This window comes from Tateyamaria algicola, from assembly GCF_047715485.1.
GTDB lineage: Bacteria > Pseudomonadota > Alphaproteobacteria > Rhodobacterales > Rhodobacteraceae > Tateyamaria.
Window position 1 is genome coordinate 1,401,192 of record NZ_CP180422.1, and the last position, 26,338, is coordinate 1,427,529.

Sequence of the window (26,338 nt, forward strand, 5' to 3'; positions counted from 1 at the left end):
CAACACAACAGCCAAGCAATGGAATCAAGGAAAGGCCGTGCCATGACCGCCCAGTTGCCGATGCCCGTGACAGCGCCGCTGTCGCAGGCGCAAAAGACCCAGCTGATCAACCTGGTGCGCCGCGCCGCGCGGGCCGAGATCATGCCGCGCTTTCGCCGCCTCGACGCAGGCGAGATCGACACCAAGAAAGATGAAACCGATCTGGTGACCCAGGCCGACACGGCCGCCGAGGCGATGATCACGCGCGGTCTGCAAATGGCCTTTCCCCACGCGCTGGTGATCGGAGAAGAGGCGATATCGGCCAAGCCCGACCTGCTCGACGGCGTTGGCGAGGCCGAATTGAGCTTTATCATCGACCCCGTCGACGGCACCTGGAACTTTGCCAAGGGCATGCCGCTGTTCGGCACCATGGTCGCGGTGTGCCGGTTCGGCCAGCCTGTCTTCGGGCTGATCTATGACCCGGTGGGCGACGATCTGGTGATGGCCGACAACACCAGCCCCGCACAGTGGCAGACCCAGACCGGACGGTATCGCGCAATACAGACGGCCCCGGCCAAACCGCTGGACCAACTGGCAGGCTACATGCACATCCGCCTGATGCCCCCTGCCGACCGCGCGCTGATGTGGACCAAGGTCGGGGCCATCGCCTTCACCGGATCGCTGCGTTGCTCGGCCCATGAATACCGCCTGCTCGCCACCGGCGCGGTGGACTTTGTGCTGTCTGGGCATCTCAACAGCTGGGACCATGCGGCGGGCGTGCTGATCTGCCAACAGGCTGGCGGCAAGGCTGCGATGCTCGACGGGTTACCCTATGACGCAACGGTCAAGACGGGATACCTGCTCTCCGCCTCATCGGAGGCGGTCTGGGACACGGCTGCCGCCCACTTTGGCGATCTGATGTCTGACTCATGACGCCATGGTTCTTTGGCTATGGCAGCCTCGTCAACCGCGCGACACAAGACTACCCGCAGGCCCAAAGCGCCACGCTGAACGGCTGGCGTCGGGTGTGGGTGCGCACCGCCCTGCGCGACGTGGTGTTCCTGTCGATCCACCCGGCAGCGGGGCACCGGATCGACGGGCTGATCGCCGCCGTGCCGGGTGCCGACTGGGCCGCGCTTGATCTGCGCGAAACCGGCTATGACCGCATCGATGCGACCGCGCATGTCGATCACAGCGCCCCCGCCAGCACCATCGCCGCCTATCAGGTCCCACCCGCGCAGCAGCGCAACGGGGGCGATCACCGCATCCTGCTCAGCTATCTCGACGTGGTGGTGCAAGGCTATGCACGCGAGTTTGGAGTGGCCGGGGCCGAGGCCTTCTTTGACACCACCGACGGCTGGGACATGGCCGTGCTGGATGACCGCGCCGATCCGCTCTACCCCCGTGCACAGACGCTCACACAGCAGGAACACGCCCTGACCGACCGGCTACTTGCGCAGGTTCATCAGCGACAATAGGCGCCCCTCGCGGTCAAATCGGTCTCGCGCGACCTCGGGGGCACCATCGTCGATCACCCGGCGCGCCAACACCCAGGCGATAGCGCCAAACAACACGCCCGCCAGCGCCTGCCCGATCAACACGCCCGGCGCACCAAACAACAGCGCCCCCAGCCAGACCATCGGCACCATCGCGACCGTGTTGCGGCCCCAATTCATCCAGGTGGAATAGAACGGGTGGCCCAGGTTGTTGAACGCGGCATTGCTGACAAACAGCACCCCGTTGAAAAAGAACAACAGCGCCAGCGGCCCGCAGAACAGATAAACCAGATCGCGCGTCAGCCCCGTCGCCGTGAACAGATCGGCAATGGGCGCGCGCAAGGCAAACAGAACGGCGGCGATGACTACGCTGACCACGGCGGCAAACAGCAGCGCCGCATTGAACCCCGCCCGCACCCGCTCATGATTCCGGGCGCCAAAGTTCTGACCAAGGATCGGCCCGACCGACCCCGACAGGGCAAAGATCACGGCAAAGGACACCGGCATCAACCGCCCCACGATGGCCATGCCCGCCACCGCCTCAAGCCCATATTGCGCCATCGACCGGGTCACGATGGCCTGCCCCACGGGTGTGGCAAACTGCGTCAGGATCGAAGGAAAGCCGATGGTGACGAGCGGGCCGATATCGCTCAGCATGCCCTTGGGATCAGGGCGCGGCAGCCCGCCATGATGGCGCAGGATCGGGATCAGCGCCGCCGCCCCGATCACCACACGTGCGGCGACCGAGGCCAGGGCCGCCCCCGTCAGATCCAAGCCCAGACCAAAGATCAGGATGGGGTCCAGAACCGCGTTCACACCACCCCCGTAAAGCGTCGCCATCATCGACCGGCGCGCATCGCCATGGGCGCGCAAAATGCCGCCGCCCATCATGCCCACGACCAGAAATGGCAAAGACGGAACAATGATGCGCAAATAGCCCTCGGCCAGCGTGGCCGTCTCCCCCTCTGCCCCGATCAGGGCCACGAACAGGGGGATGTTCAGCCAGACCAACAGCGCAAACAGCGCCCCGAACACAACACCATAAAGCAACCCGTGCGTGCTGCGCGCCCGCGCGCCCGCAACGTCCCCCGCCCCAAGCGAGCGGGCCACGAGGGCACCCACGGCAATCGCCATCCCGATGGAAAAGGAGGTGGTGAAAAACAGGATCGACCCGGCATAGCCCACGGCAGCGGCCAGTTCGGCCTTGCCCAGCATCGCGATGAAAATCATGTCGATGAAATCGACCAGAAACACCGCCATCAGACCGACGCTCGAGGTCAGGGACATCACCGTCACATGACGCAACAGAGACCCGGACAGGAACTTGGCCTGCGCGTCAGCCATGCACGCGCATCTTCATCTTGCCAGAAAAACTCCCCCCGGAGGGCCGATCCGCCACATGCCCCCCGCGTCGCAGCATCAGCGCGCCTTGACCACCTGCAACAGCGGCATCAGCGCGGCCATGTCCGGCCCATGCGCCTGCCCCGTCAGCGCCTTGCGCAGGGGCATGAACAGCCCGCGGCCCTTGCGCCCGGTGGCCGCCTTGACGGCCGCCGTCCACGCAGACCAGGTATCCGTATCAAAGGGGCCCTCGGGCAGCAGCGTCATCGCTTCGGCCACAAAATCGGCGTCCTCATCTTCGATCACCGGGTCGGCCCCGTCGCGGCACAGGGTCCACCATGCCTCCAGATCGTGCAGGGTTTCGATATTGTCGCGGGTGACGGTCCAGAACGGCTCGGCCAGATTGGCAGGCACACCCAGATCGGCGATGCGGTCCTGCACCTCTGCCAGCGGCAGGGATTGCAGGTAACGGCCCGTCAGCGGGAACAGATCGGCCTCGTCGAACTTGGTCGGGGCAGAGCCGAACCGCGAAATGTCAAAGCCGTCGATCAACTCGGCCATCTCGGTGCGCAGCTCAACCGGATCGGACGAGCCAAGGCGCGCCATCAGCGACAACAGCGCCATGGGCGCAACACCGCGCGCGCGCAGGTCGCGCAAGGCCAGCGTGCCCAGACGTTTGGACAGCGCCTCGCCCTGCGGGCCGGTCAGCAGGGAATGGTGGGCAAAGCGGGGGGCCGTGCCGCCCAGCGCCTCGATCATCTGGATCTGCGTGGCCGTGTTGGTCACGTGATCCGATCCGCGCACCACGTCCGTCACACCCATCTCGGTGTCATCCACGACAGAGGCGAGGGTATAGAGCACCTGACCGTCCTGCCGGATCAGCACCGGGTCGGACACGCTGGCCGCATCAATGCTGATGTCGCCCATGATCCCGTCCGTCCACTCGATCCGCGCGTGATCCAGTTTGAACCGCCACACGCCCTGACCGCGCTCGGCCCGCAGGGCGTCACGCTCGGCTTCGCTCAGCGCCAGCGCTGCGCGGTCATAGACCGGCGGCTTGCCCATGTTCAGCTGCTTCTTGCGCTTGAGGTCCAGTTCGACCGGCGTCTCGAACGCCTCGTAAAACCGCCCCGCGGCGCGCAACTGATCCGCAGCCGCCGCATAGCGGTCCAGACGCAGGGATTGCCGCTCAACCCGGTCCCAATGCAGGCCCAGCCACTCGAGATCGCGCTTGATTGCGTCAACATATTCCTCTTTCGAGCGTTCGGGATCGGTGTCGTCGATGCGCAGGATAAAGGTGCCCCCGGCCTTGCGGGCAATCAGGTAGTTCATCAGCGCAGGGCGCAGGTTGCCGATATGCAGGTAGCCTGTGGGCGATGGGGCGAAACGGGTGGTGGTCATTTATGCTCTCCGGGCTCTTGGGCCTGCCTTGTCACAGGGGCGGTGGCTTGTCCAGATTCGCAAGGTTAACAGGCGGCGCGGACTGGCCAATGCCCCGCCAGATCACGCAGACCCGCCCGGATCAGCTCGGCCAGCACATCCGTGTCCACGCGGGCGAGCCGGGTGATGTAAAGGCAGGACTTGCCCTTGGAATGAGGCCCAAGCCGATCCAGGATCGGGCCGAAATCGGCATAGCCCGGCATGATGTAGATGCTGAGCCGCGCCTTGCGCGGGGCAAAGCCCGTCGCCATCCACGTGCCCGTCCGGCCAGAGGCGTAGGTATAGTCATAGGCCCCATACCCCACGATCCCTCCGGTCCAGACCTGCGGGTCAAAGCCCGTGGCGGCGCGAAACACAGCATCCAGCGCGCGCGCTTCCTCCTGCCGGATCTGCGGCGTCACCGTGCTGAGCCAGTCGGCAAACGGGGTGTCGAGAACCTTGGTTTTTGCCTCTGCCATCTGCGCCCCTTCAAAAAAATCGATAATTTTTGCGTGAAGACCCGTGACTGCGCGCAAAGCGCACTATGTAGAAGGTCTCTGACAGGAAGGATAACACCCATGTCCACAGCCCCCAAATTCTCTCGCCGTACAGCCCTGATGGGCGCCGCTGCCCTGCCGCTGGCGGCAGCGACAGCCACCTCAACCCGCGCCGCAGCCCCGATGCTGGGCGTCGCGCAGTCCAGTTTCCGACGCGTGAAGGTCGGCACTTTCGAGGTCACGACCCTGCTTGCCGGCACGCGCGCGGTGGAAAACCCGCACAGCATCTTTGGCCTGAATGTCGATGACGAGACATTCAACACGGTCTCGTCCGATGCGGGCCTGTCCACGGATGCCGCACAGTTCTTTTTCACGCCGACACTGGTCAACAACGGATCCGAACTCGTGCTGTTCGACACCGGCCTGCAGGGCGCGGCCACCGTCGCGGCGATCGAGGCGGCGGGATACACCGCCGATCAGGTCGACAAGGTGGTGATCACCCACATGCACGGCGACCATATCGGCGGTCTGTCCACCGATGGCACGCCGACCTTCGCCAACGCGGCCTATGTGACGGGCGCGGCCGAGTTCGACGCCTGGGCCAAGGCCGACAACGAGAACTTTGAGGGCAAGGTGCGCCCGCTGGCCGAACAGATGGCGATGATCGACGATGGCGCCTCGCCCGCCTCGGGCATCACGGCGATGGCCACGTTCGGGCACACGCCCGGGCACATGGCCTACATGATCGAGGATGGCGGCACGCAGCTTGTGATCGGTGCGGATTTTGCCAACCACTATGTCTGGTCGCTGGCCCACCCCGATTGGGAGGTGAAGTTCGACATGGACAAGGCGGCAGCCGCCGCCACGCGCAAGCGCCTGCTGGACATGATGGCCGCCGACAAGACCGCCTTTATCGGCTATCACATGCCCTGGCCCGGCATCGGCTATGTCGAGACCAATGGCGAAGGCGGCTATCGCTATGTCGCACACAGCTATCAGCTGATGCTGTGACCCGGCGGGGCGGACCACAGGTCCGCCTTACCCAGACCCCTTTTCAAACCGGCGTCCCTGACCCGGTTTGAACCACGACCATGGGGAGGTCGCAGCAAGCTGCGCCTTACACCTTGCCCGCTGCGGCCAAACGGTCCCACGCGTAGGACAGAAAGCCCCGGCGGAAGGAATGCCCGCCCGGAAATGTGCAGAACTCGAGCGCATCGCCCGCCGCATTGCGTTGCCGGGCGCAGGACAGATCATCGACCACCGCCGTTTCAGCCCCTTCGAAACCGCCCATCGCGCGGTACATGGACAGCACCTCCATCACATCCCCCTGCCGCGTCTGCGCAATCGCGCGCCCTGCCAGTGGCACTGTGCGATCCTCGGTGCCGTGGATGTGGATGATGCTGGCGGGGGCCGCGCACCCGTCCGGTGGCCCTTGCCAGAACGTGCCCGCAATCGGGGCAAAGCCTGCGAACAGGTCCGGGCGCTTGCACGCCACCTCCCATGTGACCATGCCGCCCGCGGAAAAGCCCGACAGCATGATGCGCTGCGGATCAATGGCAAAGCGGCGGGTCGCATCGGCCACCACCGCCTCGAAATAGGCCATCTCTTCGGCCCCGGTCGAGGCCATGTCGCTGGGCACGCCGGGAATGTCCCAATCGTCGCCCGCGGATTTCACGGCGATAAAGGCCAGCCCCATGTCCGACACCATCCGGCGCATGTTCATGTTGCGCATCGCACCGCGGGCCGAGCCGCGATAGCCGTGAGCAAAGACGATGGCCCCCACGGGCGCCGCACCGTCATGCCCCTCGGGCATCGCAATGCGGTAGTAACGCGCGCCGATCTGGCAATCGGTCTCGGGGCCGCAGGCAAACGCCGCCGGGGCGGTGATCATCGCGCCGCTGATAACGGCAAGGCAGAATATCAAAACACATCGGATCATCGGGCGGGTCCTGTCTGAAAACACAGGCACAAGGGATGCCAACACCCCCATCCGCACAAGTCACATGACCGTGTGCACCCACGCCTCAACCGGCAAAGAAAAAGCTGGGCGGCTTGACCGAGACATCCTTGGGCTCCAGCCCCAGCAGGGGGCGCAGCAGGTGCGCCTCGGAGCGCTTGAGGATATTGCGCGCGGGCTTGTAGCAGCGCCGCACGGGAAAGGGGCCGCCGAACACATCGGCAAAATCGGCACGCGCCTCGGGGCCCATGACACCGTTCATGTCGTCGCCCAACAGCAGGCTTTCGCTGTACAGGCCATGACTGCGCAGGATCTCATGGCGCTCGAGCAGAATATGGTAATAGGCGGTCATACCCGCATTCTGACGGCGTATCCTGACCCCATCGACCAGATGGGTGGCGGCAATCAGCAACTCGTTCACGCCAAACAGCGGCTCGCAACGCGGGTCTGACACCAGCACACGGTGCTGAGGGGACACGCGCACCGGCGCCTCGGCCCCCAGCACGCCCGGCTCAATGGTCACCGGCGCCCCGCGCCCAAGCCCCGGCACCACCGACCTGGCAATCCACAAAACCGGTTCCAGACGGTTGTCGCGGGTGACCAGCATGTCGCCGGTGCACAATTGCTCGACAGCGCGCGGACCAGCCTCGGTATCGATCAACGTCCCTTCCATGAAACAGGCGAACTTGTATGTGTCCGCGTTCTGATCCGTGGTGTAGAAACCGGGCGAGGCGCCCGCGTCGAAATTGTCGTAATACCAGCCTTCAAGGTCAAAGTTGGGCGACCACACGACCTGCACCAAATCGCCTTGCGGGTTCAGCCCCTCGAACACGATCGCACCCTCATTCCCGCTCAGTGGATCGCTGCGGATCACGGTGGCGTTTTCGATGCTGGTACCGCCATTGCCCTTGAAGGAAATCGAATAGGTATCGCCCAGCGAAAACAGGCGCGCATCGTCATCATCGGCATGGGACGTGACCACCAGATCAAAGGTCGAGGTGGGCGGATAGTCAAACGTACTGGTGCCGTTGCCACTGTTGACATTGTCACCAGTGGACGCTGCGAACTCATTGCGCGCGGCATAGAATGTAAAAGCCATCGGTCACCTACTCCGGCAACCAGACTGGCATCACACCCCCTGCCAACGCCTTAAGCGGCACAACAGAGCAAGCATTTAATCGCTTGGATTTACGTCAAATCAGCTCGGATCGCGCCACGCGTTCACAATCGGATAACGGCGGTCCAGCCAGAAGGCGCGCTTGCTCAGGCGCGCGCCGGGTGCGGACTGAAACCGTTTGTATTCGCTGAGATAGATCAACCGCTCGACCTTGCGCGCCACATCACCGTCAAACCCGGCTGCGACGCAGTCGGCAATCGACCCATCCCGATCCACCAGGATGTCCAGCAGCGCATCCAGCTCAGGGTAATCGGGCAGGCTGTCGCTGTCCTTCTGATCTTCGCGCAGCTCGGCACTGGGCGGCTTGGTGATGATGCGATCCGGGATCACCTCACCGGCATTCCCCATCATCCAGTCGCGCATGTTGGCGTTGCGCCAGCGGCAGGTCTCAAACACGCGGGTCTTGTAGAGATCCTTGATCGGGTTATAGCCCCCCGCCATGTCGCCGTAGATCGTGGCATAGCCCACCGCGACCTCGGATTTGTTGCCGGTGGTCAACAGCATCTCGCCAAACTTGTTGCTCAGGGCCATCAGCAACAGACCGCGAATGCGGCTTTGCACGTTTTCCTCGGTCAGCCCCTCCTCGAGCCCTGCAAAGAGCGGCGCAAGGGTGCCCGTCACCGCCTGGCGCACATCCGAAATCGGGACATAATCATAGCGGCAGCCGAGCGCCTTGGCGCAGGCTTCGGCATCCTCCAGCGAGTGGGGCGAAGTGTATTCCGAGGGCAGCATGACACAGCGCACGTTGTCCGGGCCCAGCGCATCGGCGGCAATGGTGGCGACAAGGGCGGAATCAACGCCCCCCGACATGCCCAAAAGCACCTGTTTGAACCCGGTCTTGCCGCAATAATCGCGCAAGGACGTGACCATGACGCGGTAATCCTGCTCCCATGCGTCGGGGTGATGCGCCTTTTCACCTTCGACCACACGCCAGCCGTCAGGGCCACGGGCCAGATCGACATGGGTCACCACCTCGTCAAAGACGGGCAGTTGCAGCGCCAGTTGGCCACCGGGGTTGAGGGCAAAGCTGCCCCCGTCAAACACCTGATCGTCCTGCCCGCCCACCATGTTGAGGTAGATGAGCGGCAGACCGGTCTCGACCACGCGGGCGACCATGTGGTTCAGGCGGGTCTCGAACTTGTCGCGGTAATAGGGCGAGCCGTTCGGCACCAGAAGGAACTCGGCGCCGGTCTCCTGCAAGGTTTCTGCGACCTCGGGATGCCAGGCGTCTTCGCAAATCGGGCTGCCCACACGCGTATTGCCGACAGAGTATGGCCCGCCCAGCGGACCGGCATCAAAGATGCGCACCTCGTCAAACACAGTCTCGTTGGGCAGATTGTGCTTCAACAACCGGCTGACAATCCGGCCGCCGCGGCAAATCAGATAGGCGTTGAACAGCTCGGCCCCCTCGGCCCAGGGGCAGCCAATGGCCAGCGCCGGGCCATCGGCGCAGTCCTCGGCCAGGGCGCGCACGGCCTCCATGGCGGCAGTGTGAAAGGCGGGCTTCATCACCAGGTCCTGCGCGTTGTAACCCGCGATGAACATCTCGGGCAGGGCCACCAGATCGGCACCCGCCGCGCGCCCCGCCTCCCAGGCGGCGCGGGCCTTGGCCGCATTGCCGGGAATATCCCCGACAGTCGGGTTCAACTGGCCCAGCGTGATGCGAAATGTGTCAGCCATGGCGGCGCTCCTTCAAAGTCGCAGATGATGTAGCAGAATGCAGCCCAGAGGGAACCCACCCGCGACATCACGGCCAAGGGCTTCTCTGTTCTGAAAAAATCCCGGGGGAGGCCGCAGGCCGGGGGGCTGGCCCCCTGCCCCGCCCGCCACACAGCACACCCGGTCACAAGTGGTTAAGGCCATTGCCCCGCACGCGCCCCTGTCTTACCTTCACGACGCTTGCCCGCAGGGGCGGGCCAACGAATCTGAGAGGTGAGCCATGTTCGTGCGCAGTTTGATCGTCTGCCTTGCACTGCTTCCGGGGGCCGCGCTGGCCCAGTCGGGCAACGTGTTGACCAAGCAATATGACGATGGCGGCATCTACGAGGGCACCTTCCGGGGCGGCTTGCAGCACGGGCAGGGCACCTACCGCCTGCCCAATGGCTACGAATATACCGGCGCGTGGGTGGACGGAGAGATCAAGGGCGAAGGCACCGCGCGCTTCCCCAACGGCTCGATCTACGAAGGCAACTTTTCCAAGGGCAAGCCGGACGGCTTCGGCAAGATCACCTTTGCCGACGGCGGCACCTATGAAGGCACGTGGGAGGCCGGGGCCATCGTGGGCGAGGGCGTGGCCCTTTACGCCAACGGCGTGCGCTACGAGGGCGAGTTCCGCAATGCCAAGCACCACGGCAAGGGCGTGATGCAATCCCCGGGCGGGTACGAATACAAAGGCGACTGGATCGACGGGATCAAGCAGGGGATGGGCGTCATCACCTATCCCGACGGCGCGGTCTATGACGGCCAGATCGAGGCCGGCAAACGCCAGGGCACCGGCACGCTGACCATGCCCGACGGGCTGATCTATGTAGGCCTGTGGAACAACGGCCAGATCGACGGCACCGGCACGCTGACGCAACCCAACGGGGATGTGTACGAGGGCGACCTGGTGTCAGGCAAACGCGAAGGCAAGGGGCGGGTCACCTACGCCAATGGCGATATCTACGAGGGGCAATTCACCGACGACCGCCGCCACGGGCAGGGCACCTTCATCGGCAATGACGGCTATACCTATATCGGCCAGTGGGTCGAAGGGCAGATCGAGGGCGCGGGGCGGGTCACCTACCCCGATGGCGCGGTCTATGAGGGGGCGTTCAAGGACGACCTCGCCGATGGGATGGGCAAGATCACCTATACCGATGGCTCGACCTATGAAGGCGACTGGGTCGCAGGCGTGATCGAAGGGACCGGCAAGGCGACCTATCCCAACGGAGTGATCTACGAGGGCGGGTTCAAGAACGCGCGCAACCACGGACAGGGGGTGATGACCTATGCCGACGGCTACCGTTACGAGGGCGCATGGCTCGACGGGCAGCGCCACGGGCAGGGCACGGCCACCTACCCCGATGGCACCGTCTATACCGGCACATTCGAGGCCGGGCAGCGGCATGGGACGGGCAAGATCGTGATGGCGTCGGGCTTTGTCTACGAAGGGGCGTGGCAGCGGGGCGAGATCGACGGCCAGGGCATCGCCACCTACGCCAATGGCGACATCTACGAAGGCACGTTCGAAAACGGCAAACGCCAGGGCACCGGCACCATGCGCTATGCCTCGGGCGAGGAAGCGACCGGCGAATGGGAAAGCGGCGCGCTGAATGAGGACGGCGAGGACAACAGCGAAAACGACGCCGAAAACGCCGACAGCCCCGCCAACACAGAGAACGAAGACAGCTAGGCCCGATGCGCGCGCTGATCCTGATGCTTTGCCTGTGCGCAGGCCCGGCCATGGCCGAATGGCGCTTTGTGCCCAAGTGGAGCGATCCCATCGACGGATTCGACACGCGCGCGGCAACCAGCACAAACGCGGACGGCTTCACCCTGCACCTCTACAGAAACCCCATCGGGCGGGTCTACGCGCTCTATTCCCTTCCCGACGGCACGGCCGATCTTGCCACGTCCGGGCAGGTGGCCACACTCACCCCGCAGGATTTCGCACCAAAGGCAATCGAGGCCCGGGATGAACGGGGCCGGATCGTCGAATACGCGATCAGCACAGGGCGGACCCTGCGCGACCGGCTCTGGCACGGCGAGGGGCAGGCCCCCGCTTTCGGCACCTTCCATGACGTGCTGGAAGCAGAGGCGCTTACTGTGTCCTTTACCCTGTCGGATGGCAGCACGGCCAAGACCACATGGGCCATGGCAGGCTCAGAACGGCCCATCGCCCAGGCGCTCGGGATCGCAAGCGAAGGCATCCCCGCAGGCGCCGAATGGGAAGACGCCGCAGCCCAGGCCCTCCTGGCGGCAATGACCGCCTGCCAGTTCCCCAAACTCGATGTGCTGTGCGTGCAAAAAGTGACAGCCTGCAGCACCCGGATCAGCGATGACCGGGACATCGACGGATTTGACGCCTGCGTGGCGGAAGATGGTGGGTGAGCGGGACTTGGCGGACGTTCATCTACACCAACTCTAGGTCCACTTCAGGCGAGAATGTTAACGACTGGATATGTCATAGAGAAGCTTTGCTCTCGAACGTTTCATTAAATTTGGAAGGGTTTACTTATAACAATACATCCTATTTGAAGTGCTCTTTATGGTTAATTTTTTGGCCCTGCAATTTTCGCCAAATCCTTCCTGACCTCATCAATAGAGATATTCAACTTCTCAATTTCCTGTTCCGTCTCTGCAATCGCTGTTTCAAGCCTTGGCGGCACGAGTTGCCCTCCGTGCTTTGCTTTTTCTATCTCAAAGCGATTTAGGTTCGAGGTCTGAACATTGAGTTGGGTAAACAACCCCGACAGCTTCGTCCGCAGAACTTCTGCCTCAAGCTTATTATCCTCCCATACTGAGGTGGCATGTGCTTCTGAAGATGCTGCTACTACGTTTTTACTGATTTCCCCAAGCTTACTCTGGACCTGAATCTCTTCTAATCTTTCTATTTCTTCGGGTGTTTCAGATAGGATACTTTGCGCTTGCTGGACATCTCTTTGTAGTTCCAGAATGCGCTGGTTCAGAGAAGCATTACCCATCTTTCCTACGATTTCTGCAAGATCGTTGAGCAAGATAACAAGGCGCTTGGATTGAGTAGAAGCGGACGCAAGCGCTACAGCTCGCTCATAAAAGACTTCTAGGTCTTGAGAACTGACGGCTTCGCGTGCAAACAACGCTAAGGTCACGACTTCAATGCCGGTTTTCGCTGAAAGATAGTCTGCAATTGAGTTTGTCATTACCTCTGCTGCCAGATGGAATGGAAATCTTGCCACTCCCGTTCCTAATGCTGGAAATGCGAGAGACTTGACCCCAAGTGTGTCGGCCAACTTGAGGCATCTCAGCGTTGCACTTTGAACACTATCTTCGGTTGCAAATCTCATATGCGAGTAGTCAATAGTGATGGCGTGAAACACATATTTTGCTGACAATGCTCCGCCAGATGTTACTGCTACGTCACCTAGACTGGCCGGTACATGTTTTTGTGCCTCTTTTGCTATTATCTCACCGCCACTCCGTCGTATAGCAGCGGAGACGCCACCACCCATTGAAAGATAATTATCATCTGAACTAACCACGACATCAGCGTGTATCCTAGTGATGTCGGCGTAGCTGACTCTAAAAACACTATTATTTATTAGATAATCGGATGTACGATTATTCAAAGCGCTTCAATCTCCGGAGTAGTGATTTTTTTACCGTAAACCTTACTTAAGACTGACTGAATATCTATTGTGGTTTCAGCTATTGCACTTTCGGCACTTGCAAGCTCATTCACGACAATCGGAGGTACCAAAGCAGAACCCCATTGCGCATACTTCTCCTTTGCAAGTCGATAGTTTCTTGAATGAATCTCTAAGAGTGAAAGCAGGTGTTCGACGTGTTTCTCAGAGTCATTCCATGCTGCTAAAGAAAATCTTTGAGCAAGAGCATCATCTCGTGAAACAACAGCATCGCTTGGAACGCTGCCGGTCAGCAGTTCTGCTTCATCTCGGGCGGGTTGTTCAGAGGACTCAAGCTGAGCATTCCGCCGTTCACGACGCTCTTCCAAGACCTTACTACCTTCACCAAAAATCCAATCGATTGCCTTCAATACTGCCGGGACGGCTGCGGCTTCTAACACTGTAAAACCTCTTTCGAAAAAGTCATATGACTGCCCTTTGACGTTCGTCCGCACAAATAGCGTATCGCATATCTTCTGATAATGGGAGCCCTTATGGTTCTAGTGGACTAACCCCTACTAAACTTGTGCTTCTTGCAATAACACTTTCCGGTACTGCTAGTAGCCGCGAAACCATGCTGCACTTCACGACCGATTAGAACCGGCTCGCATATCAAAGATAAGCAGACGTTGATCGAGATCGTAGCATCCGTTCCTTTGGGCTCGAACCGGTCATTTGCACCACAATGCTTAATCAATAGTTACCCTCGTCCTGCAAACGTTAACGCCCGCCAAAACTGAACACATGGTTAACACAGAACCAAAGACGAAACTGCGCAGTTTCGCACCACATCTGTACAGTTCCCAAATACCCCCCGATATCCACCGGAATACGGCCTCCAAAAACGTACAGTTTCCCCTACCATCTGCACATTTAACCCGAACTTAACCATCGCACGCCGCGTTTACACAATGTCGCCCGCCGACATCCGCTCCAGAAACACCTCCGCCTCCGTCAGTACGGTTTCGCGCTTTTCCGCATCCATCCGGTCCCAGGTCCGGTACATGTTCCCCATGCGCGCGTTGTTCGAAAACCGGTCCCGGTGGCGGTCCAGAAAGTGCCAGTAGAGCAGGTTGAACGGGCACGCCCCTCCCCCGTCTTGACGCTGACCTTGTAGTGGCAGCCCTTGCAGTAATCCGACATGCGGTTGATGTAAGCCCCTGAACTCACATAGGGTTTCGAGGCGATCACACCCCCGTCGGCAAACAGCGACATGCCCACGACATTCGGGGCCTCAACCCACTCGAACGCATCCGCATAAACAGCCAGGTACCACTCGGACACCTCCGCAGGATCCAGCCCTGCGAGCAGCGCAAAGTTGCCCGTGACCATCAAGCGCTGGATGTGGTGGGCATAGGCCTCGGCCCCCGTCTGCTCCACCGCCTTGGACACGCAGCGCATCCGCGTCTCGGCCCCCCAGTAGAAATCGGGCAATTTTCGCTGATGATTCAATCCGTTACGGCGCGGATAGTCCGGCCCTTCAAGGAAATAGATACCGCGCACATATTCACGCCAGCCGATGACCTGCCGGATGAATCCTTCCGCGGCGTTGATCGGCACATCACCCGCCTTCCACGCGGCCTCGACCGCCTGACACACCTCCAATGGATCCAGCAGTCCAATGTTCAGATAAGGCGACACCAGAGCGTGATAGAGGAACCGATTGTCGGCCAGCATCGCGTCCTGATAGTCGCCGAACTTCGCCAGTCCGTGCTGCACGAAATGCGCCAGTGCACGGCGCGCCTGCCCCTGATCCGTGGCAAACCAGAACGGTCGTAAATCCCCGAAATGATTGCCAAAACGGCGCTCGACCAGCTCCAGCACCTCCTCGACAACATCGTCCGGCGTAAACTGCATCGGCCCGCTAAAATCGACCTCATCCGGCGCAGGCTTGCGGTTGTCGTGATCAAAATTCCACTTGTCCCCCGCTGGTTTGTCATCCTCCATCAGCAGGCCCGTCTTGCGGCGCATTTCGCGATAGAAATACTCCATCCGCAGCGCCTTGCGCCCCTCGGCCCAGGCCTCGAATTCCGCATGGGACGCGATAAAGCGGTCGTCTTCCAGCAGCGTTACCTTCAGCGGGCAGTCCTCCAACGCCGCGATCAGGCGGAACTCGCCCGGACGGGTCGCGATGACCTCCGAGGCGTCGTATTGTTCGGCCCGGCGCAGCAACTCGCCACAGATCGACTGGCTGTTCTCGGTGTCGTCCAGCTCGGAATAGGCCACCTGCCAGCCGTCATCGCGCAAGGCAGCCGCAAACTTGCGCATGGCCACAAGGATCAGCGCGATCTTCTTGGGGTGGTGGGGGACGTAACTGCCCTCTTCGGCGACCTCGGCCATGACCACCACATCGCGGTCTTTGTCCGCCGCCTTCAACGCGGCCACGTTCGCACTCAACTGGTCGCCCAGCACCAAAATCAAACGGCTCACCACGCAACCTCCGCACCCGAATAGTCAAGAAACCGGCCCGTATCAGCGGGCCCCAACCCGTCCATCACGGCGATCAGATTGCCCGCCGCATCAGCCGGCGATACCGACGGATGGCGGCCCAGATACTTCTCGGTGAACGCAGTCGCCACCGTGCCGGGATGCAAGGCCACAACCGCCGCAGACTTATGCGTGCGGCCCAACTCGACCGACGCGGTGCGCACCACCTGGTTCACCGCCGCCTTGGCCGCGCGGTAGCTGATCCAGCCGCCGATCCTGTTGTCGCCAATCGACCCAACGCGTGCGGACAAAACCGCAAACACGGCAGGCGCATCACGATCCAGCAGCGTATGCGCATGGCTCAGAACCAGCGCAGGGCCAACAGCATTCAACGCAAACTGATCCAACATCGCCTGCGCCTCCAGCCCCTTGATCGTCTTCTCCGGACCCGCCCCGCCAATCTCCAGCGCACCGGTCGCCACCACGACCCGGGCATAGGGCCCACGCCCCACCAAGTGCTCGGAAACCGACGCAGCATCCGTCACATCAAACCCGTCGACCGAGCGTGACAGCCGATCCACCTGCGCGCCCCGACGCTCAAATCCAGCCGCCAGGGCCGACCCGATTCCGCCCGAGGCCCCTAATATCAAAACCTTTTCCATGACCGCACGAGGTAGCCGCCAAACCCGATCCATCAACTTCATCTTGCAAAATAAACTCCCGCCGGAGGCTCCCGAACCCGCCCCATGCGCACCGTTCCGAAATTCCACACTTCCCATTCACCAAAGGCGCGGTATAAACGGCGCCATGACACATGCCACGCATATCCCATTGCCGCGCCCTTCCGGCGCAGCCCTGCGTGGCCTCCTGCTCCTAATCCGCCTCTGAGCGTGCCCAAAGGCGCGACCGCTCAGAGGATGGCTTGCGCGCCAAGGCTTTAGGACCAGAAAAAGAGATATCAACATGACCCAAGATCGAGTCGTCATCTTCGACACAACTCTCCGCGACGGCGAACAATCCCCCGGCGCCACCATGACCCACGCAGAAAAGCTCGAGATTGCGGGCCTGCTGGACGACATGGGCGTCGACATCATCGAGGCCGGATTTCCCATCGCCTCCGAAGGGGATTTCAACGCCGTCTCCGAAATCGCCAAGAACGCCGAAACGGCGGTGATCTGCGGCCTTGCGCGCGCGCAACTGCCCGACATCGACCGCTGTTGGGAGGCCGTCAAACACGCAAAACGCCCCCGCATCCACACCTTCATCGGCACCTCGCCCCTGCACCGCGCCATTCCGAACCTCACGCAGGACGAAATGGCCGAGCGGATTGAACAGACGGTGACCCACGCCCGCAACCTTTGCGACAACGTGCAATGGTCGCCCATGGACGCCACGCGCACGGAACTCGACTACCTCTACCGGGTCGTCGAAATCGCGATCAAGGCGGGGGCGACCACGATCAACATCCCCGACACGGTCGGCTACACCGCCCCACGCGAAAGCGCCGATCTGATCGCCAAGCTGATCGAAAACGTGCCCGGCGCGGATGAGGTCATCTTTGCCACCCACTGCCATAACGATCTGGGCATGGCGACGGCGAACAGCCTGGCGGCCGTCGAGGCGGGCGCGCGCCAGATCGAATGCACGATCAACGGCCTGGGCGAACGCGCAGGCAACACCGCGCTCGAAGAGGTCGTGATGGCGCTCAAGGTGCGCAACGACATCATGCCGTTCACCACTGGCATCGACACCCGCAAGATCATGAACATCTCGCGCCGCGTCGCCACCGTCTCGGGCTTCCCCGTCCAGTTCAACAAGGCCATCGTGGGCAAGAACGCCTTCGCTCATGAATCCGGCATCCACCAGGACGGGATGCTGAAAAACGCCGAGACGTTCGAGATCATGCGCCCCGAAGACGTGGGCCTGTCCGGCACCTCCCTCCCGCTTGGCAAACATTCGGGCCGCGCTGCCCTGCGCGCCAAGCTGGAAGAGCTCGGCTTTGACGTGGGTGACAACCAGCTCAAGGACGTCTTTGTGCGTTTCAAGGACCTCGCGGACCGTAAGAAGGAAGTCTTTGACGACGACCTCGTCGCGCTGATGCGCACGTCCTCCGACCCCGAGGACGAGCGGCTCAAGATCGAGAAACTCGCCGTGCGCTGCGGCACCGAGGGGCCGCAAGTAGCTGATCTCGTGATGGAAATCGACGGCGAGCGGCAGATGACCACGCAAACCGGCGACGGCCCCGTCGATGCGACCTTCAACGCGGTCAAGGCGCTGTTCCCGCACGAGGCGCGCCTGCAACTTTACCAGGTCCATGCAGTTACCGAAGGGACAGACGCCCAAGCCACCGTGTCCGTCCGGATGGAGGAAGACGGGCGTATCGTCACCGGCCAGTCGGCAGATACCGACACGGTTGTGGCGAGCGCCAAGGCCTATGTCCACGCGCTCAACCGTCTGCTGGTGCGGCGCGAAAAGGGCGGCTCCGACAAACGCGAGGTCAGCTACAAAGACGTCGGCTGATCGCGTAGGGTGGGCGTCTCAGCCCACCCGAACCCCGCACGGAGGCGCAAGTGCAATACCACGAAAACGGCTTTCGCCCCGGCGACCCCACACTGCACCCGCGCGCAGACATCACCCGGACGGACACCGATATCCTGATCGTGGGCTGCGGCCCGGCGGGCCTCACCCTTGCCGCCTACCTCGCCCAATTCCCCCACATCCGCACCCGCATCGTCGAACAGCGCGACGGGCCGCTGATCGTGGGACAGGCCGACGGCATTGCCTGCCGCACGATGGAGATGTTCCAGGCCTTCGGCTTCGTCCACCAGGTCATGCAAGAGGCCTATTGGGTCAACGAAACCACCTTCTGGAAACCCGACCCGGACGCGCCCGCGCAGATCACGCGCACCGGCCGCATTCAGGATGTCGAGGACGGGTTGTCCGAATTCCCCCACGTGATCCTCAGCCAGGCGCGGGTGCAGGATTTCTACCTCGACCTCATGCGCAAGTTCCCCACCCAGCTGGACCCCGACTATGCCACCCGGCTGGTCGACCTCAGCATCCCCGACACGCCGGGCGCGCCCGTCTCCGTCACGCTCGAACAGGCAGGACAGACCGAAGTCACAACCGCCCGCTTCGTGGTGGGATGCGACGGGGCGCGCAGCCAGGTGCGCCGGTCCCTCGGGATCGAACTGCGCGGTGAGGCCGCCAATGCCGCCTGGGGTGTCATGGATGTGCTCGCCGTCACCGATTTCCCCGACATCCGCCTCAAATCCGCAATCCAGTCCACCGCCGAGGGCAGCCTGCTCATCATCCCGCGCGAGGGGGGCTACATGGTCCGCCTCTATATCGAGCTGGACAAGCTGCGCCCGGACGAACGCGTGGCAGATCGCGACATCACCCCCGATCACATCATCGCCGCCGCCCGGCGCATCCTGCACCCCTACACGCTCGACGTGAAAGAGGTCGCCTGGTGGTCCGTCTACGAAATCGGGCAGCGGGTGTCGGACCAGTTCGCGGACACCACGCGCGACGATGCCACCACCCCCCGCGTCTTCATCACCGGCGATGCCTGCCACACGCACAGCCCCAAGGCGGGGCAAGGCATGAACGTGTCCATGGCGGATGCGTTCAACCTCGGCTGGAAACTGCACGCCGTGCTCGACGGGCGCGCGGACCCTGCCCTCCTGCACAGCTATTGCGACGAACGCCGCGCCATCGCGCAGGAATTGATCGACTTCGACAAGGCCTTTGCCGCCATGTTCAGCGCAGGCGCACCGGATGCGGCACAGTTCCAGGCCTATTTCCAGAAACAGGGCCGCTACACCGCAGGGGTGGAAACCCGCTACGCGCGCTCCCCCCTCACAGGCCCGGACACGTGGCAGCATCTGGCGACGGGGTTCCAGATCGGCACCCGCTTCCACTCCGCCCCCGTGATCCGCTGGGCGGATGCACGGCCCCTGCATCTGGGCCATACGGGTGCGGCGGATGGGCGATGGCGGCTGATGGTGTTTGCGGGTGTGGACTCGTGCCCGGCATACGCCTTCGCAGGCCAGATCGACCCGGCGCTGGATATGCGGCTGATCCTGCAAACGGCCCACCGCGACACCCATCTCGACACCACCAACAGCGCCCTGTTCCCGCCCAAGGGGCGGCTTGGTTTGCGCGATTACGAAAAGGTGTTCTGCCCCGACCCGGCCGCCGACATCTTCGATCTGCGCGGGATCGACCGCGAAACCGGGGCCATGATCCTCGTGCGGCCCGACCAATATGTCAGCCATATCATGCCCTTGGACGCAGCGGACGATCTGGCCGCATTCCTGGCGCGCGCGATGGGAAAGTGATCGGCACATAAGCGCCGCAATGCCCAAGAATACGGCCTTTAATCCGCTTTGGCGCGACCTTATAAGGCCCCAATCAATCGCGTCCCGAGTCGGGGCGCTAAAAGCATTCGGGGTGCGTGGCAGATGTCGGCTTTTGGAAATCTTGGTGGCTTGTTTTCGTCCGACATGGCGATTGACCTCGGCACGGCCAACACGCTGGTCTACGTCAAGGGCAAGGGCGTCGTTCTGTCCGAACCTTCGGTCGTGGCCTACCACATCAAGGACGGCGTGAAAAAGGTGCTCGCCGTGGGCGAAGACGCCAAGCTGATGCTGGGCCGCACCCCCGGCTCCATCGAGGCGATCCGCCCCATGCGCGAAGGCGTCATCGCCGACTTCGACACTGCCGAAGAGATGATCAAGCACTTCATCCGCAAGGTCCACAAACGCTCGACATTCTCCAAGCCCAAGATCATTGTCTGCGTCCCCCACGGCGCGACTCCGGTCGAAAAACGCGCCATTCGCCAGTCGGTGCTGAGCGCCGGGGCGCGGCGCGCGGGCCTGATTGCAGAACCCATCGCGGCGGCCATCGGCGCGGGCATGCCCATCACAGACCCCACCGGCAACATGGTCGTGGACATCGGCGGCGGGACGACCGAGGTGGCCGTGCTGTCCCTTGGTGACATCGTCTACGCCCGCTCGGTCCGCGTCGGGGGTGACCGCATGGACGAGGCGATCATTTCCTACCTGCGCCGCCAGCAGAACCTTCTGGTGGGCGAAACCACGGCCGAGCGGATCAAGACCTCGATCGGCACGGCGCGCATGCCTGACGATGGGCGTGGCACATCCATGCAGATCCGCGGACGCGACCTGCTCAATGGCGTGCCCAAGGAAATCGAAGTGACCCAGGCCCAGATTGCCGAGGCACTGGCCGAACCCGTGCAGCAAATCTGCGAAGCGGTGATGACCGCGCTGGAAACCACACCGCCCGATCTGGCGGCTGACATCGTGGACCGGGGCGTGATGCTGACCGGCGGTGGCGCATTGCTTGGTGACCTTGATCTGGCGCTGCGCGAACAGACCGGTCTGGCCGTGTCCATCGCCGATGAAAGCCTAAATTGCGTGGCCCTCGGCACCGGCAAGGCGCTGGAATACGAAAAACAACTGCGCCACGCCATCGACTACGACAGCTAGGTATTTGTAAATAATAAGGTAATGTTTGGCGCGATCTGCATATGATGTCCCCGCGGGGACAGCCCCAGCGACAAAGAGTTGACTTGCCCGAAACCGGGAAATCGCAGACCATCCGCGCAAGCGACCCAAGTGAGGTGAGACCGCCTTGGCCAAGGACCGCAACACTGTGGACTATGGTGGCCCGCTCCGGCGGCTGGTTCTGGCTGTGCTGGTGTTGGCGCTGTCGGGTGTCTTCCTGCTGTGGCGGATCGACAGCCCCCGGGTCGAACGGTTTCGCGCGCAGGTGACAGACCGGATCGTGCCCAACATGGATTGGGCCATGGCCCCGATCACTGGCACCATCAACCTGGCCCGCGACTTCCAAAGCTACCGGCGCATCGCAGAACAGAACACCGAGTTGCGGCGCGAACTGCGCCAGATGCAGGCCTGGAAAGAGGCGGCACTTCAACTCGAACAGGAAAACGCGCGGCTGCTCGACCTCAACAACGTGCGGCTCGATCCGCGGCTGACCTACATCACCGGCGTGGTGCTGGCAGATTCAGGTTCCCCCTTCCGCCAGTCCGTGCTGCTGAATGTGGGCGCGCGCGATGGCATCGTCGAAGGCTGGGCGACCATGGACGGCATCGGCCTTGTGGGGCGCATCTCGGGCGTGGCGCAGAACACCGCGCGCGTGATCATGGTTACCGACGCCTCCAGCCGGGTGCCGGCCGTGATCCAGCCCTCGGGGCAGCGCGCCATCGTGGCGGGCGACAACTCTGCCGCGCCGCCCATCGACTTTCTCGAAAACCCCGACCTCGTGCGGCCCGGCGACCGGGTTGTGACCTCGGGCGATGGCGGCGTCTTTCCGGCCGGTCTGCTGATCGGGCAGGTCGCGGCGGACCCGGGCGGCAGGCTGCGGGTGCGGCTGGCGGCCGATTACGAACGGCTCGAATTCCTGCGGGTGCTGCGCCATTACGGCACCGAACCGGTGTCGGATGACAGCAGCGTGCTACGGCCCGACGCGGCGGCCCTGCTGAACACGGTGGTGACGGAATGAGCGAGCTTGCCCCCTCCTCCCGCCTCTGGACCATGCGTCTGGCCTTTGCCGCGCTGGTGCTTGCGATCCTGTTCTTTCACCTGTTGCCGCTGCAAACGGCGACTGGTGGACTGATCTGGCCCGACCTGCTGTTGACCTTTGCGCTGGCCTGGTCGGTGCGGCGGCCCGAATATGTGCCCGCGGCCCTGCTGGCCGGGGCGTTTCTGATGGCCGACCTTTTGCTGCAACGCCCGCCCGGCCTTTGGGCGGTGCTGGCCCTGATCGCCTGCGAGCAGGTCAAGGCACAGTCGCGCACCCTGCGGGACGCCACATTGGTGACTGAAATGATCTCGGTCGCGGCATGGATCGTGGGCATTGGCGTCGCCTACCGGGTCATCCTCGCGGTGTTGCTGATCGACGGCCCGGCCCTGGGCCCGACCCTGATCCAGATCATCGTCACGGTGCTGGCCTATCCGCTGGTGGTGGCCATGACCCATGCGTTCATGGGCGTGCGCAAGGCTGCCGCCAACGACATCGGCGGCAAGGGGGCACGCTCATGAAACGGCCCCGCGTCGATACCGAGGCGAACCACCGCCTGATCACCCGCCGCGCCGCGATCCTGGGCGGGGTGCAACTGGCCTTTGTCGGTGCTCTCGGCGCGCGGATGCAGTTCCTGCAGGTTGACCAGGCCGACCAGTTCCGCCTGCTGGCCGAGGAAAACCGGATCAACATCCGCATCATCCCGCCTGCACGTGGCGAAGTCTTTGACCGCAACGGGGTCGCATTGGCGCGCAACGTGCCCAGCTACCGCATCGTGATCGTGCGCGAGGATGCGGGCGACGTCGAAGAGGTGGTGGAACAACTGAGCAAGATCGTGCCCCTCGACCCGGTCGAGGTCGAGCGCGCGATGGCCGAGATGAAACGCTCAGCCCCGTTCCTACCCATCACCTTTGCCGATGAGGTCCGGTGGGAGGACCTGAGCCGCGTCAGCGTCAACGCCCCCGCCCTGCCCGGCGTCACGCCCGAAGTGGGGCTGAGCCGTGTCTACCCGCTGGGCTCGGACTATGCGCATGTGCTGGGCTATGTGGGCCCGGTCAGCGATTACGACCTCGAACGGCTCGAAGACCCGGACCAGCTGCTGCGCATCCCCCGGTTCCAGATCGGCAAGGTTGGTGTCGAGGCCAAGATCGAGAACGAGTTGCGCGGCAAGGGCGGTGCGAAACGGGTCGAAGTCAACGCCACGGGCCGCGTCATGCGCGAGTTGGACCGGCGCGAGGGCACGCCCGGATCAGACCTGCAACTGACCATCGATTCCAAGCTGCAAAGCTATGTGCAGGCCCGCCTGAGCGGCGAGAGCGCGAGCGCCATCGTGATGGACGTCAACAATGGCGACCTGCTCGCCATCGCCTCGGCCCCCACATTCGATCCCAACCTGTTCGTGCGCGGTATCTCGACCCGCGACTATTCCGCACTGACGGAAAACAAGTACCGCCCGCTGGCCTCAAAGACGGTGCAGGGCGCCTATCCGCCCGGCTCGACCTTCAAGATGATCACGGCCATGGCCGCGCTCGAGGAAGGGCTGATCGGGCCAGATGAGACCGTCTATTGCCCCGGCCACCTCGAAGTGGCGGGGCGCAAGTTCCACTGCTGGAAACGCGCAGGCCACGGCTGGGTCGATTTGCAGAACTCGCTGAAACAGTCCTGCGACGTCTACTATTACGACCTCGCCCTCAAGGTCGGGATCGAAAAGATCTCGGCCATGGCCAACCGCTTTGGCCTGGGCATCCGCCACGATGTGCCCATGTCCGCCGTCGTCGCCGGCCTGACCCCGACCAAGGACTGGAAGGCGCGCGTGCACGGGCAGGACTGGGTGATCGGCGACACGGTCAACGCCTCGATCGGCCAGGGCTATATGCTCGCCTCGCCCCTGCAACTGGCGGTGATGACCGCGCGGCTGGCCAGCGGGCACGAGATCAACCCCCGCCTTGTGAAATCCGTCGACGGGGTCGAACAGCCCTCGGGCCGGGGCGAGAGCATGGGCATGAACGAAAACAACCTGCGCAAGATGCGCCGCGCGATGTACGAGGTCGTCAACGACCGGCGCGGCACGGCCTATGGCAGCCGCATCATCGAGGACGCGATGCGCATGGCGGGCAAGACCGGCACCAGCCAGGTCCGCAACATCACAGCCGCCGAACGCGCGCGCGGCGTCACCAAGAACGAAGACTTGCCCTGGGAGCGCCGCGACCACGCGCTGTTCGTGAACTTTGCCCCCTATGACAACCCGAAATACGCCGTGGCCGTGGTGGTCGAGCATGGCGGCGGCGGGTCCAAGGCCGCAGCCCCCATCGCCCGCGATGTGACGCTTCAGGCGCTCTATGGCGAGGACCCCCCGCTCGAAGCCTATCCAACCAAGGACCGTGGCCGCATCCGCGAACAGCAACGCGTGCTGCGCGGGGTGCAGCCCGTCGCCAACATCTCGGGTAAAGATCAGGCATGAGTTATCTCGAGTATACGGTCAAACACGTCCCCGTCGGGCCGCGCAAGATCCTCTATATGAACTGGCCCCTGGCCCTGTTGCTGGCGGCCGTTGCGGGCGTCGGGTTCCTGATGCTGTACTCGGTCGCCGGTGGGTCCTTCAGCCCCTGGGCCGAGCCGCAGATGAAACGCTTTGCCCTCGGGTTCGTGCTGATGATGCTGGTGGCGATAGTGCCCATCTGGTTCTGGCGCAACATGGCCAGCCTCGCCTATCTCGGCTCGCTGGCCCTGCTCTTGGCGGTGGAACTCTTTGGCTCGGTCGGCATGGGCGCGCAGCGCTGGATCGACCTTGGCTTCATGCGCCTGCAACCGTCCGAGTTGATGAAGGTCACGCTGGTGCTGATGCTTGCGGCCTATTACGACTGGCTGCCGCCGCATCGCAAATCCAAGCCCATCTGGGTGATCCTGCCCGTCATCCTGATCCTGATCCCCACAGCCCTTGTGCTGCGCCAGCCCGATCTGGGCACCTCGATCCTGCTGCTGGCGGCGGGGGGTGGCCTCATGTTTCTGGCCGGGGTCCACTGGTCCTATTTTGCGGCTGTGTTTGCCGCCGGGGCCGGGCTGATCACTGCCGTGCTGCAATCGCGTGGCACCGACTGGCAGTTGCTGAAAGACTACCAGTTCCGCCGCATCGACACGTTCCTTGACCCAAGCTCGGACCCCTTGGGTGCGGGTTATCACATCACCCAATCCAAGATCGCGCTTGGTTCAGGCGGGTGGACCGGGCGTGGCTTCATGCAAGGCACGCAGTCGCGGCTGAACTTCTTGCCCGAGAAACACACCGATTTCATCTTTACCACGCTGGCCGAGGAATTCGGGTTCATCGGCGCGTTTTCCCTGCTCGCGCTTTATGCGCTGATCATCCTGTTCTGCGTCGTCTCAGCCCTTGCGAACAAGGATCGGTTTTCCTCGCTTCTGACGCTGGGCATCGCGCTCAACTTCTTTCTGTTCTTTGCGGTGAACATGTCGATGGTGATGGGCCTTGCCCCCGTCGTCGGTGTGCCCCTGCCGCTGGTCAGCTATGGCGGGTCCGCCATGCTGGTCCTGATGCTCGCCTTTGGTCTGGCGCAAAGCGCGCATGTCCACCGCCCGCGATGACTCATCTTGCCCCCTTCAAGGCGCGCGACGTGCTGGCCCTTGCCCCGGTCACGGCCAAGGGCTGGACGCTGAAACGCTACGCGATCCTGGCTGAGGGGCGTGATTATGACGAAGCGGTCGCAACTGCCGCCACCGATGCGGCACTGGCCCGCCTGCCAGAGGCGGGGCCGTTGGAGGACGCAAGCGGCAATCACGGGCTCGGCTTTCAGATCATCCACTTTGCCGAAACGGCTGTCGTCGCGCCGCTGTTCTACTGGCAATGGGGCAGCGTTCTTGCCCATGGCGACCAGCTGCGCGCGCCCTGGGATGCGCCAACCGCCTTTGCCACCGGCAGCGCCGAGGTCTTCGGCTGCGTGTGGGAAATGGACATCGTCACCTTCGAAGTGGACGCATGGCGGCGCACGATGCTGGACGGGCACGGCACCCCCGCCGACTACATCGCCGCGATGACGGGCTGAGATGTTGTGCAGGCCCGCACTCTGGCGCTACACCGATCCCAGACATCGCTGACCGGA

At 62.9% G+C, this 26,338-nt stretch carries 22 protein-coding genes and 1 pseudogene; 13 read left to right on the forward strand and 10 right to left on the reverse strand.

The annotated features are described in order from the left end of the window. The first annotated feature begins 42 nt into the window (after positions 1-42). Positions 43-912, forward strand: coding sequence for an inositol monophosphatase family protein (locus ACMHLQ_RS09290; RefSeq protein ID WP_415404495.1), 870 nt, complete (start codon positions 43-45; stop codon positions 910-912). Further along, positions 909-1,457, forward strand: a complete 549-nt coding sequence (locus ACMHLQ_RS09295) for a gamma-glutamylcyclotransferase family protein (protein WP_415404496.1) — start codon at positions 909-911, stop codon at positions 1,455-1,457. Before ACMHLQ_RS09290 ends, ACMHLQ_RS09295 begins: the two co-directional genes overlap by 4 nt. On the opposite strand, the gene ACMHLQ_RS09300 is transcribed toward ACMHLQ_RS09295, so the two are convergent. The 3 genes from ACMHLQ_RS09300 to ACMHLQ_RS09310 all read right to left on the reverse strand — a co-directional run bounded on the left by ACMHLQ_RS09300 (position 1,428) and on the right by ACMHLQ_RS09310 (position 4,714). Beyond that, entirely contained in the window at positions 1,428-2,819 is a 1,392-nt protein-coding gene (locus tag ACMHLQ_RS09300; RefSeq protein ID WP_415404497.1) for an MATE family efflux transporter, read from the reverse strand. The two genes, ACMHLQ_RS09295 and ACMHLQ_RS09300, sit on opposite strands and share 30 nt — an antisense overlap. A 75-nt stretch (positions 2,820-2,894) precedes the next feature. After that, positions 2,895-4,217 (reverse strand): glutamate--tRNA ligase, encoded by a 1,323-nt coding sequence (gene gltX, locus ACMHLQ_RS09305; protein ID WP_415404498.1) that lies wholly within the window; start codon positions 4,215-4,217, stop codon positions 2,895-2,897. Positions 4,218-4,282: 65 nt separating this feature from the next. Beyond that, the gene (locus tag ACMHLQ_RS09310; protein WP_415404499.1) at positions 4,283-4,714 is read right to left on the reverse strand and encodes a DUF1801 domain-containing protein; all 432 of its coding nucleotides are present in this window, start codon (positions 4,712-4,714) and stop codon (positions 4,283-4,285) included. Between the two features lie 99 nt (positions 4,715-4,813). On the opposite strand from ACMHLQ_RS09310, the gene ACMHLQ_RS09315 reads away from it, so the two are divergent. Next, positions 4,814-5,743: an MBL fold metallo-hydrolase gene (locus ACMHLQ_RS09315; protein WP_415404500.1), complete on the forward strand. Its 930-nt coding sequence runs from the start codon at positions 4,814-4,816 to the stop codon at positions 5,741-5,743. Between the two features lie 106 nt (positions 5,744-5,849). Here ACMHLQ_RS09315 and ACMHLQ_RS09320 read toward each other — a convergent pair whose 3' ends face one another. From ACMHLQ_RS09320 to ACMHLQ_RS09330, 3 genes are all read right to left on the reverse strand, one after another. Beyond that, on the reverse strand, positions 5,850-6,671 hold the full coding sequence (locus ACMHLQ_RS09320; protein ID WP_415404501.1) for an alpha/beta hydrolase family esterase: 822 nt from the start codon (positions 6,669-6,671) through the stop codon (positions 5,850-5,852). Between the two features lie 85 nt (positions 6,672-6,756). Beyond that, the gene (locus ACMHLQ_RS09325) at positions 6,757-7,788 is read right to left on the reverse strand and encodes a Hint domain-containing protein (RefSeq protein ID WP_415404502.1); all 1,032 of its coding nucleotides are present in this window, start codon (positions 7,786-7,788) and stop codon (positions 6,757-6,759) included. A gap of 99 nt (positions 7,789-7,887) precedes the next feature. Then, entirely contained in the window at positions 7,888-9,546 is a 1,659-nt protein-coding gene (locus tag ACMHLQ_RS09330) for an NAD+ synthase (protein WP_415404503.1), read from the reverse strand. A gap of 259 nt (positions 9,547-9,805) precedes the next feature. On the opposite strand from ACMHLQ_RS09330, the gene ACMHLQ_RS09335 reads away from it, so the two are divergent. After that, a complete protein-coding gene (locus tag ACMHLQ_RS09335; RefSeq protein WP_415404504.1) occupies positions 9,806-11,260 on the forward strand; it encodes an MORN repeat-containing protein in 1,455 nt (484 codons plus the stop codon). A gap of 5 nt (positions 11,261-11,265) precedes the next feature. Continuing rightward, on the forward strand, positions 11,266-11,958 hold the full coding sequence (locus ACMHLQ_RS09340) for a hypothetical protein (RefSeq protein ID WP_415404505.1): 693 nt from the start codon (positions 11,266-11,268) through the stop codon (positions 11,956-11,958). Between the two features lie 161 nt (positions 11,959-12,119). Here the strand turns inward: ACMHLQ_RS09340 and ACMHLQ_RS09345 are convergent, their stop codons facing one another. From ACMHLQ_RS09345 to ACMHLQ_RS09360, 4 genes and pseudogenes are all read right to left on the reverse strand, one after another. Then, on the reverse strand, positions 12,120-13,088 hold the full coding sequence (locus tag ACMHLQ_RS09345) for a macro domain-containing protein (RefSeq protein WP_415404506.1): 969 nt from the start codon (positions 13,086-13,088) through the stop codon (positions 12,120-12,122). A gap of 83 nt (positions 13,089-13,171) precedes the next feature. Continuing rightward, on the reverse strand, positions 13,172-13,633 hold the full coding sequence (locus ACMHLQ_RS09350; protein WP_415404508.1) for a hypothetical protein: 462 nt from the start codon (positions 13,631-13,633) through the stop codon (positions 13,172-13,174). A gap of 503 nt (positions 13,634-14,136) precedes the next feature. Beyond that, a pseudogene (locus tag ACMHLQ_RS09355) lies at positions 14,137-15,662 on the reverse strand (cryptochrome/photolyase family protein). Then, positions 15,659-16,321 carry an SDR family NAD(P)-dependent oxidoreductase gene (locus ACMHLQ_RS09360; RefSeq protein ID WP_415404509.1) on the reverse strand — a complete coding sequence of 221 codons (663 nt, stop codon included), beginning with the start codon at positions 16,319-16,321 and terminating at the stop codon, positions 15,659-15,661. Before ACMHLQ_RS09360 ends, ACMHLQ_RS09355 begins: the two are co-directional and overlap by 4 nt. A gap of 301 nt (positions 16,322-16,622) precedes the next feature. Here ACMHLQ_RS09360 and ACMHLQ_RS09365 point away from each other — a divergent pair, with 301 nt between their 5' ends. The 8 genes from ACMHLQ_RS09365 to ACMHLQ_RS09400 all read left to right on the forward strand — a co-directional run bounded on the left by ACMHLQ_RS09365 (position 16,623) and on the right by ACMHLQ_RS09400 (position 26,281). Beyond that, positions 16,623-18,179, forward strand: coding sequence for a 2-isopropylmalate synthase (locus tag ACMHLQ_RS09365; RefSeq protein ID WP_415404510.1), 1,557 nt, complete (start codon positions 16,623-16,625; stop codon positions 18,177-18,179). Positions 18,180-18,229: 50 nt separating this feature from the next. After that, positions 18,230-20,002, forward strand: a complete 1,773-nt coding sequence (locus ACMHLQ_RS09370; RefSeq protein WP_415404511.1) for an FAD-dependent monooxygenase — start codon at positions 18,230-18,232, stop codon at positions 20,000-20,002. Positions 20,003-20,125: 123 nt separating this feature from the next. Beyond that, on the forward strand, positions 20,126-21,172 hold the full coding sequence (locus ACMHLQ_RS09375; RefSeq protein ID WP_415404512.1) for a rod shape-determining protein: 1,047 nt from the start codon (positions 20,126-20,128) through the stop codon (positions 21,170-21,172). Positions 21,173-21,317: 145 nt separating this feature from the next. After that, the gene (gene mreC / locus ACMHLQ_RS09380) at positions 21,318-22,208 is read left to right on the forward strand and encodes a rod shape-determining protein MreC (protein WP_415404513.1); all 891 of its coding nucleotides are present in this window, start codon (positions 21,318-21,320) and stop codon (positions 22,206-22,208) included. Then, the gene (locus ACMHLQ_RS09385) at positions 22,205-22,747 is read left to right on the forward strand and encodes a rod shape-determining protein MreD (RefSeq protein ID WP_415404514.1); all 543 of its coding nucleotides are present in this window, start codon (positions 22,205-22,207) and stop codon (positions 22,745-22,747) included. Before mreC ends, ACMHLQ_RS09385 begins: the two co-directional genes overlap by 4 nt. After that, positions 22,744-24,687: a penicillin-binding protein 2 gene (mrdA, locus tag ACMHLQ_RS09390; RefSeq protein ID WP_415404516.1), complete on the forward strand. Its 1,944-nt coding sequence runs from the start codon at positions 22,744-22,746 to the stop codon at positions 24,685-24,687. The genes ACMHLQ_RS09385 and mrdA overlap by 4 nt, the downstream gene beginning before the upstream one ends. Then, positions 24,684-25,823: a rod shape-determining protein RodA gene (gene rodA, locus ACMHLQ_RS09395; RefSeq protein ID WP_415404517.1), complete on the forward strand. Its 1,140-nt coding sequence runs from the start codon at positions 24,684-24,686 to the stop codon at positions 25,821-25,823. Before mrdA ends, rodA begins: the two co-directional genes overlap by 4 nt. Further along, a complete protein-coding gene (locus ACMHLQ_RS09400) occupies positions 25,820-26,281 on the forward strand; it encodes a hypothetical protein (RefSeq protein WP_415404518.1) in 462 nt (153 codons plus the stop codon). The genes rodA and ACMHLQ_RS09400 overlap by 4 nt, the downstream gene beginning before the upstream one ends. Positions 26,282-26,338: the final 57 nt, after the last annotated feature.

Excerpts from the sequence above, each read along its gene's own strand:
- ACMHLQ_RS09290 (WP_415404495.1), top strand. The coding sequence starts at position 43 with ATGACCGCCCAGTTGCCGATGCCCGTGACAGCGCCGCTGTCGCAGGCG.
- ACMHLQ_RS09295 (WP_415404496.1), top strand. The coding sequence starts at position 909 with ATGACGCCATGGTTCTTTGGCTATGGCAGCCTCGTCAACCGCGCGACA.
- ACMHLQ_RS09300 (WP_415404497.1), bottom strand. The coding sequence starts at position 2,819 with ATGGCTGACGCGCAGGCCAAGTTCCTGTCCGGGTCTCTGTTGCGTCAT.
- gltX (WP_415404498.1), bottom strand. The coding sequence starts at position 4,217 with ATGACCACCACCCGTTTCGCCCCATCGCCCACAGGCTACCTGCATATC.
- ACMHLQ_RS09310 (WP_415404499.1), bottom strand. The coding sequence starts at position 4,714 with ATGGCAGAGGCAAAAACCAAGGTTCTCGACACCCCGTTTGCCGACTGG.
- ACMHLQ_RS09315 (WP_415404500.1), top strand. The coding sequence starts at position 4,814 with ATGTCCACAGCCCCCAAATTCTCTCGCCGTACAGCCCTGATGGGCGCC.
- ACMHLQ_RS09320 (WP_415404501.1), bottom strand. The coding sequence starts at position 6,671 with ATGATCCGATGTGTTTTGATATTCTGCCTTGCCGTTATCAGCGGCGCG.
- ACMHLQ_RS09325 (WP_415404502.1), bottom strand. The coding sequence starts at position 7,788 with ATGGCTTTTACATTCTATGCCGCGCGCAATGAGTTCGCAGCGTCCACT.
- ACMHLQ_RS09330 (WP_415404503.1), bottom strand. The coding sequence starts at position 9,546 with ATGGCTGACACATTTCGCATCACGCTGGGCCAGTTGAACCCGACTGTC.
- ACMHLQ_RS09335 (WP_415404504.1), top strand. The coding sequence starts at position 9,806 with ATGTTCGTGCGCAGTTTGATCGTCTGCCTTGCACTGCTTCCGGGGGCC.
- ACMHLQ_RS09340 (WP_415404505.1), top strand. The coding sequence starts at position 11,266 with ATGCGCGCGCTGATCCTGATGCTTTGCCTGTGCGCAGGCCCGGCCATG.
- ACMHLQ_RS09360 (WP_415404509.1), bottom strand. The coding sequence starts at position 16,321 with ATGGAAAAGGTTTTGATATTAGGGGCCTCGGGCGGAATCGGGTCGGCC.
- ACMHLQ_RS09365 (WP_415404510.1), top strand. The coding sequence starts at position 16,623 with ATGACCCAAGATCGAGTCGTCATCTTCGACACAACTCTCCGCGACGGC.
- ACMHLQ_RS09375 (WP_415404512.1), top strand. The coding sequence starts at position 20,126 with ATGTCGGCTTTTGGAAATCTTGGTGGCTTGTTTTCGTCCGACATGGCG.
- ACMHLQ_RS09385 (WP_415404514.1), top strand. The coding sequence starts at position 22,205 with ATGAGCGAGCTTGCCCCCTCCTCCCGCCTCTGGACCATGCGTCTGGCC.
- mrdA (WP_415404516.1), top strand. The coding sequence starts at position 22,744 with ATGAAACGGCCCCGCGTCGATACCGAGGCGAACCACCGCCTGATCACC.
- rodA (WP_415404517.1), top strand. The coding sequence starts at position 24,684 with ATGAGTTATCTCGAGTATACGGTCAAACACGTCCCCGTCGGGCCGCGC.
- ACMHLQ_RS09400 (WP_415404518.1), top strand. The coding sequence starts at position 25,820 with ATGACTCATCTTGCCCCCTTCAAGGCGCGCGACGTGCTGGCCCTTGCC.